At 47.4% G+C, this 14,203-nt stretch carries 14 protein-coding genes; 11 read left to right on the top strand and 3 right to left on the bottom strand.

All coding sequences use genetic code 11. From position 1 onward, the window contains the following. Positions 1-464: 464 nt before the first annotated feature. Complete coding sequence (locus tag P8596_RS05125; protein WP_279726269.1) at positions 465-2,564, bottom strand: peptidoglycan D,D-transpeptidase FtsI family protein; 2,100 nt, start codon at positions 2,562-2,564, stop codon at positions 465-467. A 224-nt stretch (positions 2,565-2,788) separates the two neighbouring features. Between P8596_RS05125 and P8596_RS05130 the strand changes: the two genes are divergently transcribed. The 5 genes from P8596_RS05130 (at position 2,789) to P8596_RS05150 (ending at position 8,276) form a co-directional block, all read left to right on the top strand. Then, positions 2,789-4,060 carry a S1C family serine protease gene (locus P8596_RS05130; protein WP_279726270.1) on the top strand — a complete coding sequence of 424 codons (1,272 nt, stop codon included), beginning with the start codon at positions 2,789-2,791 and terminating at the stop codon, positions 4,058-4,060. Positions 4,061-4,226: 166 nt separating this feature from the next. Next, positions 4,227-5,114, top strand: coding sequence for a peptidylprolyl isomerase (locus P8596_RS05135; RefSeq protein WP_279726272.1), 888 nt, complete (start codon positions 4,227-4,229; stop codon positions 5,112-5,114). Positions 5,115-5,200: 86 nt separating this feature from the next. Next, complete coding sequence (locus P8596_RS05140) at positions 5,201-6,058, top strand: hypothetical protein (RefSeq protein WP_279726274.1); 858 nt, start codon at positions 5,201-5,203, stop codon at positions 6,056-6,058. 117 nt (positions 6,059-6,175) lie between these two features. Next, a complete protein-coding gene (locus P8596_RS05145) occupies positions 6,176-6,883 on the top strand; it encodes a response regulator transcription factor (RefSeq protein ID WP_224520938.1) in 708 nt (235 codons plus the stop codon). Beyond that, the gene (locus P8596_RS05150) at positions 6,873-8,276 is read left to right on the top strand and encodes a sensor histidine kinase (protein ID WP_224520937.1); all 1,404 of its coding nucleotides are present in this window, start codon (positions 6,873-6,875) and stop codon (positions 8,274-8,276) included. The genes P8596_RS05145 and P8596_RS05150 overlap by 11 nt, the downstream gene beginning before the upstream one ends. 64 nt (positions 8,277-8,340) lie before the next feature. Here the strand turns inward: P8596_RS05150 and P8596_RS05155 are convergent, their stop codons facing one another. Both P8596_RS05155 and P8596_RS05160 read right to left on the bottom strand, forming a co-directional pair. Then, positions 8,341-8,541, bottom strand: a complete 201-nt coding sequence (locus P8596_RS05155; protein WP_224520936.1) for a hypothetical protein — start codon at positions 8,539-8,541, stop codon at positions 8,341-8,343. A gap of 54 nt (positions 8,542-8,595) precedes the next feature. After that, entirely contained in the window at positions 8,596-9,309 is a 714-nt protein-coding gene (locus P8596_RS05160) for a DUF421 domain-containing protein (protein WP_224520935.1), read from the bottom strand. Between the two features lie 184 nt (positions 9,310-9,493). On the opposite strand from P8596_RS05160, the gene P8596_RS05165 reads away from it, so the two are divergent. The 6 genes from P8596_RS05165 to P8596_RS05190 all read left to right on the top strand — a co-directional run bounded on the left by P8596_RS05165 (position 9,494) and on the right by P8596_RS05190 (position 14,154). Beyond that, complete coding sequence (locus tag P8596_RS05165; RefSeq protein ID WP_224520934.1) at positions 9,494-10,816, top strand: sensor histidine kinase; 1,323 nt, start codon at positions 9,494-9,496, stop codon at positions 10,814-10,816. Positions 10,817-11,016: 200 nt separating this feature from the next. Continuing rightward, complete coding sequence (locus P8596_RS05170; protein WP_224520933.1) at positions 11,017-11,214, top strand: hypothetical protein; 198 nt, start codon at positions 11,017-11,019, stop codon at positions 11,212-11,214. Positions 11,215-11,270: 56 nt separating this feature from the next. Beyond that, complete coding sequence (locus P8596_RS05175; RefSeq protein WP_224520932.1) at positions 11,271-11,435, top strand: hypothetical protein; 165 nt, start codon at positions 11,271-11,273, stop codon at positions 11,433-11,435. A 188-nt stretch (positions 11,436-11,623) separates the two neighbouring features. Beyond that, a complete protein-coding gene (locus P8596_RS05180) occupies positions 11,624-12,013 on the top strand; it encodes a VOC family protein (protein ID WP_224520931.1) in 390 nt (129 codons plus the stop codon). 229 nt (positions 12,014-12,242) lie between these two features. Then, positions 12,243-13,421 (top strand): MFS transporter, encoded by a 1,179-nt coding sequence (locus P8596_RS05185; RefSeq protein WP_224521147.1) that lies wholly within the window; start codon positions 12,243-12,245, stop codon positions 13,419-13,421. 109 nt (positions 13,422-13,530) lie between these two features. Continuing rightward, on the top strand, positions 13,531-14,154 hold the full coding sequence (locus P8596_RS05190; protein ID WP_224520930.1) for a DUF421 domain-containing protein: 624 nt from the start codon (positions 13,531-13,533) through the stop codon (positions 14,152-14,154). Positions 14,155-14,203 lie beyond the last annotated feature (49 nt).

Consider the following 14,203-nt stretch of genomic DNA (forward strand, 5'->3'; position numbering starts at 1 on the left):
GTGTTTTTATTTATGGCTGTTTTTAGTAATGACCAATTGCAGATATGAACGATTAAGAACAGTTGACTCTCTTGTCAGGGATGTATTTCTGATCTGCTCTGTGATATCGACCTGTATGCGAAACGGACCTATATCAATTCAATGTACAGGATGTGTGGAGGGTTCACGCTCATGGCGCCGGAGGAAGTCGGGCGTGGTGCCGAGATCGATGAAATCACGAATGTGTATGGGATGTGGGCAACCGCCTCTTTGTCGGTGGGGAGACCGGCCGTTGGTAAAATGGAGATTTGAGCGAAGCAGTGTATGAGGTGGCGTAGCAGTGAGTGATGAGCGGGAGAAGCGTCAAGAATCGCTGGTGGAATTGAAGAGGGAGTGGGATTCCAAAATATGATGGCCCTGTGATTTTTATCAAAAAAAGAGAGGCTCCCAAGCAGTACATTCTGCTTGAGGACCTCTCTTTTAATTTATTTGTTCTCTTCCTTTTTTAATTCAAAATACGTATCCATCACCCGTTTGGAAATGACTTTATTAATGTAAGGGTCATGATCCTGATGGGACCATGGGACGACGGTAGAAAAGGCGATTTCCGGATGGTCGAAAGGTGCGTATCCGATAAGAGTCGTGTTGTAGGTTGGCTGTGCACTCTCCATATCAGGTCCTTTGTAAAATGCCTCGGCTGTTCCTGATTTCCCCGCTCCATTGTACGGAGCATCTTTAAACAGATTGGCCGTGCCTTCTGGACCGTGAAAGACCCGGTAGAATCCTTTCTGAACGTGTTCAATTTCTTCCCTTGATGCATCGATCCGGTTCAGCACCTCTGGTTCCTGCTTGTACAATACGCTTCCTAACCGGTGTGGCTGGTTTGAAGGTTCACGTACTTCTTTTAGCAAATGGGGCTTAACGCGTTCTCCTCCGTTTGCAATGCTGGATACGTATTGAGCCAGCTGCATGGGTGTGTACGTGTCGTATTGACCGATGGCAAAGTCAAGGAGAAGTCCCGGATGTTCAGCGGTTCCTTGATATCCCGAAGACTCCCCTGGGAGATCGATCCCTGTCGGCACACCGAGTCCCATTTGGGCAAAATGCTCTCTGAAGGTACGGAATGCGTCACCTTTCAGTTCAATCGGTGCGTGAGGGACGTAGCGGTTCCCGGCAATCCGGAGAGCGACTTTCCACATATACGCGTTGGAGGATTTCTCCAGGGCATAGAGGTCACTGATCGACCTCGTTTGATTTCCCCATACATTGAACCATGACGTTTTCTTCGGCGTGCCTTTAATATAAAGGGGTTCATCGACAATCATTTCACCGGGCTTGATATGATCCGTCATATAACCGGTCAGGAGGGTGGCACCTTTCACGACGGAGCCCGATTCATAGGACGTCGTGTATGTCCCTAATGAATAATCTTCGAATTCGATTTCCCCGTTCGGATGGATTTCCTTCACTTTCTGACCGACCATCGCTTCGATTTCCCCTGTATATGGGTCCATCATGACGACAAAAGCACGGTCGAGATAAGGAGATCCTTTCGTGCCAATATGTTTCGATAGTTCTTCCTGGACGATTTTCTCGATCGCTTTTTGCAATTCGACATCAATGCCGAGTACGAGATCTTTCCCGCTCTGACCCTGTTGGATGACCTTTGTCCCGACGACCTGACCATCTTCTATGATGTTTTTCACTTTCTTCTTCTGGCCGTTCAAAAGGTCTTCATACTTTAATTCCAGGTAGCTGGTCCCGACGCGGTCATTCCGGTTATACCCTTCTGCGAGATATTCCTGAATCAGATCTTTTGGGATCCCTTCCCTGGTCGATGACACGTCTCCGAGCACGGAACGGAGGGTGTGGTCAAGGGGATAAGACCTTTTCCAATCCGTGGCCACGTCCACCCCGGGCAATTCATCGAGATGTGCGCTTACCTGTGCATACTCCGTGATGGTCACCCTTTTATTCTTCACGATTTGAGGGGAAAGGGCGTACCCTTTGGAAATAGATTGATAGATCGCGAGCGCTTCATATTCCTCTTCTGAAAAAGAAGACCATTCCTTTTCACTGATGCGTTCAAGCTTCAATTGATAGATTTTCTGATCGGCCTCTTTTGTCGAGAGCCCCTTCTCTCCCTGGATGCGGTCGATTTCAGAAGGGGAGACCTTCTTCTCAGCCTTTGAAGGATTCATCAAGATCCAAAAATCCTTTTTGTCACGTGTCGTGAGGGAATCGGTCTCGACATCAATCATGTCGGCCAGCTTCTTCGACACTTCCAATAATTCCTTCTGAGATGAATCCGACGTCCGGGTAAAGGTGATGGCCCTCTCCGGCTTATTATCGACGATCAACTTCCCGTTCCGGTCATATATGCTCCCCCGCGGTACGGGTGAATCCACCGTCACACTTTCCTTCTTCTCAACCGCCTTCTCATAAGACTGCCCATTCGCAATCTGAACCATCCCGAGCCGGACGATCAGCGTGCTGAATAAGAGAAACACAGTGACGAAGAGAATCCTCATGCGCTTCGGCAGGACCATTTTCTTTGTTCGCTCTGTTCTATTTTTGTCTTTCATACGATCACCTATTTTTTTTATTTGACTTTATTACAATTAAAACAAAGCCATGACAAAAACCCAAGGGATATGAGGAACCGTTCACGAAATCGTTTCATTCAGCCCTTATTCCAAAAAATTTCCCATCCTGTACATAGATTGTTAATAGTTTCGTAACATTTACCCTCTAAGATGAAATCAACATCAAAGTTCAACAGGCAAAATCAATCGAGGAGGAAATAAACATGTTTGAACATAACAATCAAAATGAAGAAATGAATTCTACGGAAACAACCGATACAGACGTCCCTCAAAAAGAAGAAATGCAGCGTACCCCGAAACAGAAGAAGCCGTTTAAAGGAAGGGGATTCCTCAACACGGTTGGTGCGGGGATCATCGGTTCGGTCCTGACGCTGACGGTATTGCCACAAACGGACTATTATCAGCACCTGGCTCAGCCAAGCGTCGAGCAATCGGCAGACAACGGACAGGCAAACACATCATCAAATTCAGGTATCACGCCCACATCGGTTTCAACCGGGGCAGGCGGCGATGTAGCGAATATTGTAGAGGATGCATCCCAATCCATCGTCGGCATCGTCAATTATCAGAGCCAAAGCCGAATGGGATCCGCAGAGGCCACTCCGGCTGGGACGGGGTCCGGCGTCCTTTTTAAAAAAGAAGGGGATAGTGCTTTCATCATCACGAACAACCATGTGATTGAAGGGGCATCAAAGATTGAAGTTTCTCTCTATGACGGGGAAAAGACCGAGGGTGAGCTGATCGGAGCCGACCCGCTGACGGATCTTGCCGTCGTGAAGATTGACGGTAAATATGCAGACAACCTGCTGGAAGTCGGTGACTCCAGTGCCCTGCGCGCCGGTGAACAGGTCATCGCCATCGGGAACCCCCTCGGACTCGACCTCTCACGGACGGTGACACAGGGAATCGTCAGTGCTGTCGACCGCACGATCCCCGTCCAGACATCCGAAGGGGAATCTGAACTGAACGTCATTCAAACAGACGCAGCCATCAACCCTGGTAACAGTGGGGGCGCACTCCTGAATTCCAAGGGTGAACTGATCGGGATCAACAGCGCGAAAATCTCGAACTCCGGTGTCGAAGGACTCGGCTTTGCGATTCCAAGCAAGGACTTCATGCCCATCGTCAGCGAAATCATCAAAACAGGTAAAATTGAGCGCCCATATATCGGAATCGGGATGAAGAACCTGGCAGATATCCCGCGTTCATACTTACCGAATCTGCCTCAATCCGTTGAATCCGGTGTGGTCGTCGCCAATATCGACCCGACCTCCGCAGCAGCGGACGCCGGAATCAAAGAAGGTGACGCCATCACCGAAATGGACGGCAAAGCAGTCGAGAATGTCGCCGATCTGAGAAGACAGCTGTACGGTGGCTTGAAAGTCGGGGATAAAATCGATTTGACCGTCTATCGTGATGGTAAAAAAATGACGGTGAGTTTAACGCTTACCAGTAATGCGATGATGAATGGATAATGGGTGATGTGTGTACCTGGTACAAATCGAGTAAGTTGTACCAGGTACAATCACTGCAAAGTGTACCAGGCACAAATCGAGCAAAATGTACCAGGCACAAAAACCAAAAAATGTACCAGGTACCAATAAAACGACCAATAAACAAACAAAAAAGGAGTACGATTAAGTGACTAAAAAGAAACAAACGATCACATTATGGAGCATTATCGGAGGGGTTGTCCTCATCGGATCGCTGCTGGCGGTATTTGGTTTTTCAAAAGAAGATGCAGTGGCCAAAGTGGGAAGTGAGACCATCAGTAAAGATGATCTGTACACGACGCTTGTGGATCAGTATGGGGATGGCGCCCTTGATACGTTGATCGCGGAGAAAATCGTGAAGCTTGAGAGTGAGAAGAAGGACCTCTCGGTGAAGGATAGTGAGATTAAAAAGGAATTGGAGAAGATTAAAGGTCAATATGACAGTGAAGAGGCATTCAATGAGGCTCTTGCTTCAAGCGGATCGGATCTGGACAGCGTCAAAGAAAATATCAAGACGTACTTGTTGACGGAGAAGTTGCTGAAGGACAGGGTCAAGATTACGGATGATCAGATCAAGGAATACTTCGAAGCGAATAAGGATACGTTTGCGCAAAAAGAGCAGGTTGAGGCCAGTCATATCTTAGTGGACGATGAAAAGACGGCTCAGGAAGTGAAGAAGAAACTTGATGACGGCGGAGATTTTGCCGAGCTTGCGAAAGAGTATTCCACGGATACGTCGAATGCCGATTCAGGCGGGGAGCTTGGTTATTTTGGCAAAGGTGAGATGGTGACGGAGTTTGATGATAAGGCGTTTTCAATGAAAAAGGGTGAAATCAGTGAGCCGGTCAAGACGGAATTCGGCTACCATATCATCAAGGTGACAGGTAAGAAGGAAGCGAAAGAGGCGGTCCTTGCCGATCACAAAGAGGAAATCAAGGACATCCTGTTTGATCAGGCCCTTCAAACGGAGTATGGCACGTGGTTAACTGAGAAAAAGAAAGAGTATAAGATTGAAAAAACCTTAAAAGATTCATAAACCGGTCATGGTTTGTTCATGATTTGGCCATATCTTCTGGAAATAATGATAGAGCAGCTGCAACTTATAAAAAGGAGGAAATCAATATGAACAATAAGAGAGCACTCGCACTCGCTGGTGTGTTAGCAATCGGGATCGCAGGGGCCATCCCGGCTTTCGCGGCTGAGGAGAATGCCGGGAAGACGGATGACACGGCGGTTGCCAGTGAAAAGTCAGAACCGGTATTTGGCCGTCATCATGGCGGACCTGGGAAGTTTCTGCTGAATGAAGATCTGTTAAAGGAAAAAGCAGAAGATCTTGGGATCGACACAACGGATAAGGATACGCGTGAACTCGCCAAAGAGATCATGGATGCTGAGCTTCAAAAGAGAGCGGACGCACTGGGGATCGATACAGATGGGAAAGAACCCCGTGCCATCATGGACGAAATCCGCCAGGCGGAGCTGAACAAGAAAGCGAAGGAACTGGGCATTTCCACTGACGGAAAAGACGGGGAAGAGCTTGCTCAAGAAGTAAGGGAAGCCTTGGTGAAACAACAGGCGGAAGAGCTTGGGGTCGAGACCGAGGGCAAGGATCTAAACGAACTAGCTGGTGAAGTGAGAGAAGCCGCCCTAACGAAACAGGCGAAGGACCTTGGCATCGAGACCGAAGGAAAAGATCATCATGAATTGCGTCAGGAAGTATTCGAAGCATCGATCCTGAAAGCCGCGAAAGAATTAGGCGTTGAAACGGAAGGCAAAACATCTAAGCAACTGATGGATGAAATTATGACCAATCATGCCGATGAAGCGAAGAAACTGGATTTTTTCCCTTTCAATAAGGAAGAGGGCTTGTTTTTCCACATGGGGGGTAAAGGTCATCACGGTCCGGGACACGGGAAAGGACCACGTGAAGCTTCTCAGAGTGAGCCATCGATGGACGAATCTCAAAGTGAATCATTATAGAAACGAAAAATCCCCGCCACATGAGCGGGGGTTTTTCAATTGAATGAAATCAATAGAAGGAATTGGTCAAAACGACTATAATTTAGATAGAGAGAAATCGGGAAGGGAGCGATGTTCATGAACGTATTGGTCGTTGAAGACAATCAAAGCGTCACAAGTATGCTTGAGATGTTTTTTTCTAAAGAAGAGATAAAGGGTGAGTTTGTTCATGATGGCGCTGAGGGGTACCGTCGTTATCGGGAAGGCGAGTGGGATCTTGTCATCCTCGACTGGATGCTGCCCGGGATGGACGGTGTGACGATTTGCCGGAAAATCAGGGAGGAGGGTTCCAGGGTACCTGTGATCATGCTGACGGCGAAAGACAGTGAGTCCGATCAGGTGCTTGGCCTTGAGCTAGGTGCCGATGATTATGTGACGAAGCCTTTTTCACCTCTTGCCCTGATGGCGAGGATCCGGGCGGTGACCCGTCGCTACCAGGGTCAAGGGGAAAAGAAAACGACTGAAACTCAGGATGTGGCCACGTCCGACTTCCGTATCAGCAAGGAAACCCGTGAAGTGTTCCTGAAAGGCGTACCCCTTACGAATTTGACACCGAAAGAGTTTGAACTTCTCTATTATCTTTCCCAGCATCCGCGGCAGGTGTTCTCGAGGGAGCAGCTCCTTGAACGGGTATGGGGCTATGATTTCTACGGGGACGAGCGGACGGTGGATGTACATATCAAACGGCTTCGGAACAAGATCGGCAGCAAGGACAAGCCGTATCTTCATACGGTGTGGGGCGTAGGGTATAAGTTCGATGAGGCGGCGGCCGGGGATGAAGTTTAGGTATCTGTATCAGCTGCTTCTCAGTCATACGAGCGTCCTCGTCATCGCCTTCATGATCCTCGGTCTCCTGTTTTCCCATTATGTCGAAAACCTGGTGTATGAAAATAAGGTGACGGAGCTGCGGACGTATGGGGATAAAATTTTATCAGATCTTGAAAGGCCAAGTCCGAGACGGCCCCTGTATCTGGACGAATACAGCAACCTGCTTCACGCCCGGAACATTGATGTGATCACCTTCAATCGTCAGGGAGAAGTATCTTTTTCAAGTGGAGGGGTCTATCCCCGTATCGAGCTTTCAAAAGAAGAATGGCAAAAAATCGAGAGCGGTGAAACCGTTCCGTTGAAAAAAGATTTCGGCCGCTTTGATCAGGCGGTGTCACTCGTCATCATGCCCCGGGTGGTCAATGAACAGCTAACGGGGGGACTGATTTTGATTTCCCCGATCAGCGGGACGAGGGAAATGCTCAGTGAGATCAATCAATATTTGCTGTATATTGTCATGCTGGCACTCGCTATTTCCGTTCTCGTCAGCTTGTTCCTATCGAAGCTCCATGTGAAACGGATTCAGCGGATGAGGGATGCCACGTCCAAGGTATCCTCGGGAGATTACGATGTACATGTTCCAAGCTCTAACTTCGATGAAATTGGCGATCTGGCTGAAGACTTTAATGAAATGGTCACGAAACTCAAGGCATCGAAAGAGGAAATCGACGCCCTGGAGAATCGGAGACGGCAGTTCATGGCCGATGTGTCCCACGAACTGAGGACCCCGCTCACGACGATTCGCGGAGTCATGGAAGGAATCCGGAACGATATGATCCCGGAAGAACAGAAAGAGAAAAGCTTCGGTCTTGTGAGCCAGGAAACGATGCGGCTGATCCGCCTCGTGAACGAGAATCTGGATTATGAAAAAATCCGGTCCAATCAGGTGGTCCTTTCGAAAGTGACCCTGCCGTTACTCGATCTTTTCGAAGTCATCAAGGACCAGCTCGATCTGCAGGCAGAGGAAAAAGGCAACACCATCACCGTTCTTGCAGACGAAGGGGCAGTGGTACATGCCGACTACGACCGCCTCGTCCAAATCCTGATCAACATTACAAAAAACAGCATCCAGTTCACCACGGATGGAACGATCACCCTGAGTGGATCTTCTTCCGGAAACGAAACGGTCATTGAAATCCAAGACACCGGAATCGGCATGGACCCCGGGGAAATCAAGTCCATTTGGCGCCGTTTTTATAAAGCGGACCTGTCCCGGACGAATAATCCATACGGTGAATTCGGCATCGGACTCTCCATCGTGAAGCAATTGGTCCTGATGCATGAAGGGTCGATCGATGTGTTCAGTGAGAAGGGTGAGGGGACGAGGTTTGTGATCCGGCTGCCGCTTTGACGGGTGGTAAAGCCATGGGGACAGGCACCTTGGTCCTCTTAAGACGAGGTACCTGTCCAGCCCACTACGGCTTAATCCCAAGATATCTTTCAATACGCTCGACCCTCTCAAGCAGTCGCTGCACTTTTCGATTCAACTGGGAATAGTGTGCTTCGATCATATGCACATGGGTATCATACCCTCCTGTATATTGTCTGTGATAAGGATGGCACATGGGGTCAGGTGGAAAGACAACATGATTCACCGGTGTTCGGTATTGATACATACGGTCACTCTCCCATTTCTTTGGTCTATTCGGACGTTGAGATACTATATGCCTTTATCTGTCCATTCGTTCACTGCCGCCCGGGAGATGATCTTTATAAAGGTCGATGAACAAGGTGCCATTGCTGTTGATCACGGCATAATAGATGTCGTTCAATGTGATGCCTCTCTTGTTCGCTTCACTCTCCAACCATTGTAATGTGTAGGGGGGAGCCAGGTTTTTCGGAATGATCTTACCCTCCATCATTAATTCAATAGGGATGGAAGCAGAGGGGGAAGGATCCATCTTCATGTCAGCCTTCGTGAGTGGCAGGAAACGGTTTTTCTTTTTGATGGACAGGACCCCGCTCACTTCTAACAGAGCATATTCCACCTCGTTTATGTCAAACACCCCAAGTTCCCGGAGATGCTGATTCAAGTCATCCATCGTGAACTTTAATTTTTTCATATTCTCATCCAAAATTTTCCCCTTTTCCATCAGGATCGTGGGACGTCCGGATAACCATCGTCTGAATAGCCGGTTTTTCGAAGACAATATCAGAAATAAGTAAAATAATAAGACCAGCACGATAAAAGAAATGAAGATATTTGAAAAATCAAGCTCCGTATCAAAACCCATATTGGCAATGCAGGAACCTACTGTGATCGACAGGGCAAAGCTATAATGATTTTTGTGTGAGTTGATATGTTTGCCAATGGCTAACGTGACAATGACCAATAACAGAAAACTGATCACCGTTCTTCCGACAGCGATTAAAACTCCATCCATAGGGTATCTCCTTATCCAAAAAGCGTTCATTCCCATTATGGACAAAGGAGAGGGAATGAAGACGAGCATGCAAAATTCTGTCTAATAAAAATAAAACACAAGCCGTTCATTTCAGTTATAATAGAGTATAAAGTATGATTTTTTAAAATCTTTTAAAATTACTGAAAGTAGGGAAGAAATACCGATGAATCACTTTGAGCTATTGACCGGTCTGCTTCTTAACCTTCTTGCCATATTGATCATCATTTTACTGATAAGTTTTCATTACCTTTCCCGAAATAAAGTACATAAACTTCACATCAAACCGCTGTGGATCTATTTGGCCAGTTCGCTTCTTCTGTTACTCAGCCTGGCATTAAGTGTCCGATTGGAAGATGGATTTATGTATGACTTGCGGTTCATCCCTTTTTTAATTGGAGGGATATACGGCGGGAACCGGGTACTGCCCTGGCTCGCTCTTACAATGATCGCGGTCCGTGCCCCGATGATGGGACCTGGATTATGGGTGACCGTGGTCATGGCGGTTCTATTCACGCTGCTCATCCTGTATATGCGTCCGAGGTGGGAGGGGAAAACGTGGATGACGAGGGTGTACTGGTATACGCTCTTTGCGTTCGGATACTCGGTCCTGTCTTTATGGATTCCGTCCATAATTTTTCATTTCGGGTATGACAATTCTTTCTTGATCTATTCAGCTGTTCTCAGCGGATCTACGTTCTTCGTCTTTTACCTGTGTGAAATCATCCGGACCATCTATATTCTTCAATTGGAAGCGATCAAATACGAGAAGATGCAGGTGGTCAGTCACCTTGCGGCAAGCATGAGTCATGAAGTGAGGAATCCACTCACCACGGTAAAGGGATTCCTCCAACTGATACAGGAAGATCCAACCAACGTCAGTACAAATAGTGAGCTGTCGAAGGTCGCTGTCAGGGAGATCGACCGGGCCACTGAGGTGATCAATCAATATTTGGACTTCGCCCGTCCCCACCCAGAGGTTGAGGTGGAGGTGGAAATCCGGGGTGAAATGAACCGATCCCAGGAAATCATCATGCCCCTGGCGGTGAAAAAAGGAATCATCCTGAAGGCGAACATCCTTCATCATCACTCCATTAAAGGGGATCCCAACAAGCTCCAACAGATCCTCATCAACATCATGAAGAATGGACTCGAGGCAATGGAAACGGGTGGTACGCTACGGATTTTCAGCTACCAGGACAATGAAAGGGTGTTCATCGTCATCAACGATACTGGGATCGGAATGACCAAAGAACAACTCATGCGCCTCGGCGAACCCTACTTCTCCATGAAAGGCAAAAATGGGACCGGCCTCGGCATGATGACCGTCTACCAACTCACAGAAGGCATGAAAGGCACCATCAAAGTTCAAAGCAGGCCCGGCAAAGGAACCTCCGTCATCCTCTCCTTCCCCATCTACAAAGAAGAAGGAGGAGGACCCCTTCCAACCCCGGCCCATTCGACAAAGGTCCGTCCCTCACTGCGGTAGGGACGGACCTTTTGTTGTGCGAAGGGCGAGGGACGGACCTCTGTTTTCAGCCCAATTTGGGGGTGAAACCCACTGGATATGGGATTTTAGCTCGAGTTTCAGAGGTCCGTCCCTCTCCATTTGAAACTTTTTACATGTCCGACCGTATAGATAAGTAAGAGTAATTGAGAAAGGATTGAATCGTGTTGGATGGGATTTTCTTGATCATCATATTAGCGGCTATCGGTTGTGCCATCGTGGGGACGGTCTTTCTTGCCAATAAAGCACTGGGTCAATACATGCACAACAAGAGAGGGATCGATCAGCAGTCAGCGATCGTCACTTGCCCGAAGTGCGGGGCGAAGAATGAGCGCCAGATGAATGGGCAGCATTGCAGGGAGTGTTATGAGGCTTTTTAAGAAGTGGGTTGAGTTTCTTGAAAAGAGCCTTGCGATTTAGAAAGGAGGGTATTCATATGATCTGGTTATTCCTATTGGGTCCGATCATTCTGGTCTCTGGCATCGCGATTTACTTGGAGAAAAAGTCAGGGATGACGCCTCCAGACCTGACGCAACACGCGATGAAGATCGATGAAGCGGATAAGAACTCCAATATGCACCAGAATTCGGGAGGTTCATAAAGAATGGTCAGCGGGAATGGGCCATGGCTGAAGGCGTTGAGGGACGGACCTCAATTTTGTGGCCTTTTTATGGGTGAAATTCATTAAAATCGGCCCTTTCAATGAAATTAAAGAGGTCCGTCCCTCTCGCGGAACGACCGTTTCTTCTGTAAAATAAACAGATAGACAATTTGAAGGAAGTGAGCCGATTGATTAAGTATGAATGTCTTCATCATGTGAGTTTGAATGTGACGGATCTTGAGAGGGCTAAAGAGTTTTACGGGAACATCCTGTGTTTAAAGGAAATCCCGCGTCCGAATTTTGATTTTCCCGGAGCCTGGTATGACATTGAGGGCCAGCAGCTTCATCTGATCGCGGACGCGTCTTCCCAGACGATCCGGGAGGACAAGCATTTATCCAGCCGCGAAGGTCATTTTGCCCTCCGAGTGGAGAACTATCATGACACACTCCGATGGTTAAAAGAAAAAAATGTAGAAACCTTAGAGAAACCCCATTCCAAAAGCGGCTTTGCCCAGATCTTCTGTGCAGACCCGGATGGAAATCTGATTGAATTGAATGTAGATCAAAAAGAGTTGTAAAAGAAATCAACAGGAGCATTTCCCCTCATGAGGGATCTCTTGTTGGTTTCTTTTTTTGTGCCATGACCGTAATCATCCCTTTACCATTCAAATTTGCCATTCGTTTCATTGAATGTTCTTTCGGCCTTTATCAAATACTGATTAAATAGCAGATCAATCCAAAAGGGTGGTTTAGTTGAAAGAACAATGCAATAGCACGACGAAGATTAGCAATTGGTGTGTGGTGAGTATGGCATCGATTCCATTGGTCATGACATTGGGGAATTCCATGCTGATTCCTGTCCTGCCGATATTTGAAAAAGAGGTGGGGATCACTTCTTTTCAGACCAGTATGATTATTACAAGTTATTCGATTGCGTCGATCTTCCTGATTCCAGTGGCGGGATATTTGTCGGATCGCTTCGGCAGGAAGGTGGTCATCCTGCCGAGTTTGCTGATTGCGTTAATTGGGGGATTGGTCGCGGGCTTTGCTTCCTGGAAGATGGACGATCCTTTTACGTGGATCATTATTGGCCGTGTGCTCCAGGGAATCGGTGCAGCCGGGGCGGCTCCGATCATCCTGCCCCTGGTGGGTGATTTGTATAAGGATGATGATGAAAAGACAAGTTCTTGTCTTGGATTGATCGAGACGTCCAACACATTCGGCAAAGTGTTGAGTCCCATCTTAGGGGCTTTATTTGCTGCGTATTTATGGTATCTTCCGTTTTTCTCTATTTCAGTGTTCAGTCTCATTTCGATCGTCCTTGTTCTCTTTTTCATTAAAGTCCCTAAGAAGAAGGAAGAACCCGTTGCACTTTCAGCCTTTATCCAAAGTACGAAGAAGATTTTCAAGCAAGAGGGAAAATGGATTTTTACGGTCTTTCTCGTCGGGATATACATTATGCTCATCCTGTTTGCCGTCCTGTTTTTCCTTTCTGATTCATTGGAGAAAACCCATGGACTGTATGGGGTAAAAAAAGGCTTTGTTCTTGCCATTCCGTTACTGGCTCTCTGCATTTCTTCCTTTATTACTGGCAGGAAGATCAAGGGAGAGTTGAAGGTCATGAAGGTGATCATGACGGTGAGTTTGGTCCTGATGAGCATCAGTGTCGCCTTGATCGGGTTTGTCGATCAGCGACTGGTTCTTCTCCTCTCAGTCTCAAGCTTCCTCGGCCTATCGATCGGTGCACTCCTGCCAACGATGGACGCGTTGATCACCGAAAACATCGAGAAAGAGGAGAGGGGGACGATTTCTTCCTTCTATAGTTCCTCCCGTTTCATCGGCGTGGCAGCCGGTCCGCCATTGATGGCCGTATTGATGAAATCCCTCCTGAATGTGAGCCTTATTGGGGCAGGAGTCCTTGGCATCCTGATGTTTCTGCTTGTTTTGATCTTTATCAAGCCTGAAAAGTCTGGTTCAACGGCATAAAAAAACCGACCTTACGAGGATAATGTAGCGTAACGGAGGAAAAGTATAAAGAAATACCCTTTTCCCTCTTCCCTTGAAGAGGGATTTTTAGTGAAAGGACGGAGATGACATGGACTTGGATTGGATTTGGAAAGCGATACTAATAGTACTTGCGGGCACCTTATTGCTAAGGGTCGCTGGGAGAAAATCGATCTCCCAGATGACCCTTGCCCAGACGGTCATTATGATTGGGATCGGATCACTACTCATACAACCGGTGGCCGGTAAAAATATTTGGACGACGATCGGAGTCGGGTTGATTTTGGTCCTGACCCTCATCGTCATCGAGTACCTGCAAGTGAAATCAGATCGTGTCGAACAATTCATCACTGGAAGATCCAAACTTCTGATGGAAAATGGAGTCATCAACGAAAAGAACTTTAAAAAGTTGAGGATGACGGTCGATCAGCTTGAAATGAAATTAAGGCAACAGGGAGTCAGTCAATTGTCGGATGTGAAATGGGCGACCCTCGAACCAAATGGGCAAGTGGGAGTAGAATTGATGCCGAGTGCAAAGCCGGTGACGATGAAAGAGTTTGCACAACTACAGGCAGAGATGCAGAGACTGATCAATCTGCTCCAAGTCCCACAGACGACCGGAAGACCGGTCAGCCAAAATAGGGGAGACGAAGATATCTTTAAAGAAATCAACCAAAATTCTTCCGTTAATCCTCCCCCAAAACATCTACAGTAGGTAAGGATGAAATCATCAAGAAAGCCTTCACCTATCAAGGGTAAGAAGA

The sequence above is a fragment of the Rossellomorea sp. DA94 genome (assembly GCF_029834455.1).
Taxonomy (GTDB): Bacteria; Bacillota; Bacilli; order Bacillales; family Bacillaceae_B; genus Rossellomorea; species Rossellomorea vietnamensis.